This is a genomic window from Streptomyces sp. NPDC052236 (genome assembly GCF_044548015.1).
Lineage (GTDB): Bacteria > Actinomycetota > Actinomycetes > Streptomycetales > Streptomycetaceae > Streptomyces.
The window spans coordinates 1-3,521 of the sequence record NZ_JBIUBL010000080.1; the positions used below are offsets into that span (position 1 = coordinate 1).

A 3,521-nucleotide genomic window follows, 5' to 3' on the forward strand; every position below is an offset into this window, starting at 1 on the left:
AGTAGGACGCCGCCGAACAATCATTGTGGGAATGCCCCGCACCTCTGGTGCGGGGCATTCCTGCGTTCAGGACCCATCGACTCCAGCCCGCGCCCGTCCCCCATCCCCTGTGCGCGGGCCGGCCCCGGCTGAAGGTAAGGTCAGGGGGCATCGTTGGCACGTTCCACAGGAGGCTCCCGGGTGGAGGTCCAGGAGACCCGCGTTCAGACAGACCGGGTGCTCACCATCCCCAACATCCTCAGCATGGCCCGCCTCGTTGGTGTGCCGCTCTTCCTGTGGCTGATCCTCCGTCCCGAGTTCGGCGGGCCCAAGAGCGATGGCTGGGCATTGCTGGTGCTGATGCTCAGCGGTATCAGTGACTATCTCGACGGCAAGCTCGCGCGCCGGTGGAACCAGATCAGCAGTCTGGGGCGACTTCTCGACCCGGCCGCTGACCGTCTGTACATCCTCTCCACCCTCGTCGGACTCACTTGGCGTGAAATCCTGCCCCTCTGGCTCACCGCCGCCCTACTGGCCCGGGAACTGATGCTGCTGGTGATGGTGGGAATCCTCCGCCGCCACGGCTATCCGCCGCCGCAGGTGAACTTCCTCGGCAAGGCCGCCACCTTCAACCTGATGTACGCTTTCCCGTTGTTGCTCCTCAGTGACGGCAGTGGGTGGATTGCGTCACTGGCTGCTATTTTCGGATGGGCGTTCGCAGGATGGGGTACAACTCTGTATTGGTGGGCAGGGATCCTCTATGTGGTCCAGGTCCGCCGCCTCGTCAAGGCGGACACAGTGGCCGATTGACCTCGTCGATGCGGTGCCGGGCAGTGTCGCCCGTCGCGCATGACGCCAGTGGGGCCTCTTGGCGGGTGAAGTCGGCTAGACCGTCGTCTCTTCAAGGAGGACGCTTCCGACATGAAGGCCGTCGTGATGGCCGGTGGCGAAGGAACTCGGCTTCGCCCCATGACCTCAAGCATGCCCAAGCCGCTCCTTCCAGTGGTCAATCGGCCAATCATGGAGCATGTGCTGCGGTTGCTCAAGCGGCATGGACTCAATGAGACCGTCGTGACCGTGCAATTTCTCGCCTCGCTCGTCAAGAATTACTTCGGTGATGGCGAAGAGCTCGGCATGGAGCTCACCTATGCCAATGAGGAGAAGCCACTCGGCACCGCGGGGAGCGTGAAGAATGCCGAGGAAGCGCTGAAGGACGATGCGTTCCTCGTCATCTCCGGCGATGCCCTCACCGACTTCGACCTCACCGATCTGATCGCCTTCCACAAGGAAAAAGGCGCACTGGTCACCGTGTGCCTGACCCGTGTGCCGAACCCCCTGGAATTCGGCATCACCATCGTGGACGAAGAAGGGAAGGTCGAGCGCTTCCTGGAGAAGCCGACCTGGGGACAGGTTTTCTCCGACACTGTCAATACGGGCATCTACGTCATGGAGCCCGAAGTCTTCGACTACGTCGAAGCCGACGTTTCCGTGGACTGGTCCGGGGATGTGTTCCCGCAGCTCATGAAGGAGGGCAAGCCGATCTACGGCTATGTCGCCGAGGGCTACTGGGAGGATGTGGGCACCCACGAGAGCTACGGCAAGGCCCAGGCAGACGTCCTTGAGGGCAAGGTCGATGTGGAGCTCGACGGGTTCGAGATCTCTCCCGGCGTCTGGGTGGCCGAGGGTGCGGAGGTGCACCCGGATGCCGTGCTGCGCGGTCCGCTGTACATCGGTGACTACGCCAAGGTCGAAGCCGGTGCGGAGATCCGCGAGCACACGGTTGTCGGCTCCAACGTGGTCGTCAAGAGCGGCGCTTTTCTCCACAAAGCCGTGATCCACGACAACGTCTACATCGGAGAGCACGCCAATCTCCGCGGCTGTGTCATCGGCAAGAACACCGACATCATGCGTGCCGCCCGTATTGAGGACGGCGCCATCATCGGCGACGAGTGCCTCGTCGGTGAAGAATCGATCATTCAGGGCAATGTGCGGGTCTACCCGTTCAAGACGATCGAGGCCGGCGCATTCGTCAATACCTCGGTCATCTGGGAGTCACGCGGGCAGGCCAATCTTTTCGGAGCCCGTGGAGTGTCCGGAATCCTCAATGTGGAGATCACGCCGGAGCTGGCGGTACGGCTGGCCGGTGCGTACGCCACGACCCTCAAGAAGGGGGCGACGGTCACCACGGCGCGTGACCACTCCCGTGGTGCCCGGGCGCTCAAGAGAGCCGTGATCTCGGCACTGCAGACCAGTGCCATCGATGTACGGGACCTCGAGAACGTACCGCTGCCCGTCGCACGGCAGCAGACAGCGCGCGGCAGCGCCGGCGGGATCATGATCCGTACGTCGCCGGGGGTGCCGGACTCCGTCGACATCATGTTCTTCGACGAACGCGGCGCGGACCTCTCTCAGGCCGGGCAGCGCAAACTCGACCGGGTGTACGCGCGCCAGGAGTACCGGCGGGCATTCCCGGGGGAGATCGGCGATCTGCACTTCCCCTCCAGCGTCTTCGACTCCTACACCGGCTCCATGCTCCGCAATCTCGACACCTCGGGTATCGCCGAGTCGGGGCTGAAAGTCGTCATCGACGCGTCCAACGGCAGCGCCGGGCTTGTTCTGCCCAGCCTGCTCGGACGGCTCGGTGTGGACGCGCTGACCATCAACCCGGGACTCGACGAGTCCCGCCCCACCGAAACAGCCGAGACCCGCCGGTCCGGGCTGGTGCGGCTGGGCGAGATCGTGGCCTCGGCACGGGCCGCCTTCGGGCTGCGTTTCGACCCCGTCGGCGAGCGGCTGTCCCTGGTGGACGAGCGGGGGCGGATCATCGAGGACGACCGCGCGCTGCTGGTCCTCCTCGATCTGGTCGCGGCGGAACGGCGCAGCGGGCGGGTGGCGCTGCCGGTGACGACCACCAGGATCGCCGAGCAGGTGGCCGCGTACCACGGCACGCAGGTGGAGTGGACGACCACATCGCCCGACGATCTGACGCGGGTGGGCCGCGAGGAGACCACCATCTTCGGCGGCGACGGCCGCGGTGGCTTCATCATTCCGGAGTTCAGCAGTGTCTTCGACGCTTCGGCGGCCTTCGTACGACTGGTAGGCCTGGTGGCTCGTACACAGCTCACGCTCAGCCAGATCGATGCCCGCATTCCGCGGGCGCACGTGCTGCGCCACGATCTGGCGACGCCGTGGGCGGTCAAGGGGCTGGTCATGCGCCGCGTCGTGGAGGCGGCGGGCGAACGACATGTCGACACGACCGACGGCGTACGGGTGGTCGAGCCCGACGGCCGCTGGGTGATGGTGCTTCCCGACCCCTCGGAGGCCGTCACCCATCTGTGGGCAGAGGGACCCGACGACGCTTCGGCTCAGGCGCTGCTTGACGAGTGGTCCGGCGTTGTGGACAGCGCAGGTCACTGAGCAGGTCACCGAGCACGTCACTGACATGGGGCGGGTGTGGGGGGGGGGGGGGGGCGGGCCCCCAACGCCCCCCCCCCGGGGCCCCGGGGGGGGGGGACCACGCCCGGGGGCCCCGGTGGGGCGGG

The 3,521-nt window shown here is 65.9% G+C and carries 2 protein-coding genes; both read left to right on the forward strand.

Going from position 1 to position 3,521, the window contains the following annotated elements; translation table 11 throughout:
• Window positions 1-180 precede the first annotated feature (180 nt).
• Complete coding sequence (locus ACIHCQ_RS44525) at window positions 181-789, forward strand: CDP-alcohol phosphatidyltransferase family protein (protein WP_399675084.1); 609 nt, start codon at window positions 181-183, stop codon at window positions 787-789.
• A 111-nt stretch (window positions 790-900) separates the two neighbouring features.
• On the forward strand, window positions 901-3,396 hold the full coding sequence (locus ACIHCQ_RS44530; protein WP_399675086.1) for a sugar phosphate nucleotidyltransferase: 2,496 nt from the start codon (window positions 901-903) through the stop codon (window positions 3,394-3,396).
• Window positions 3,397-3,521: the final 125 nt, after the last annotated feature.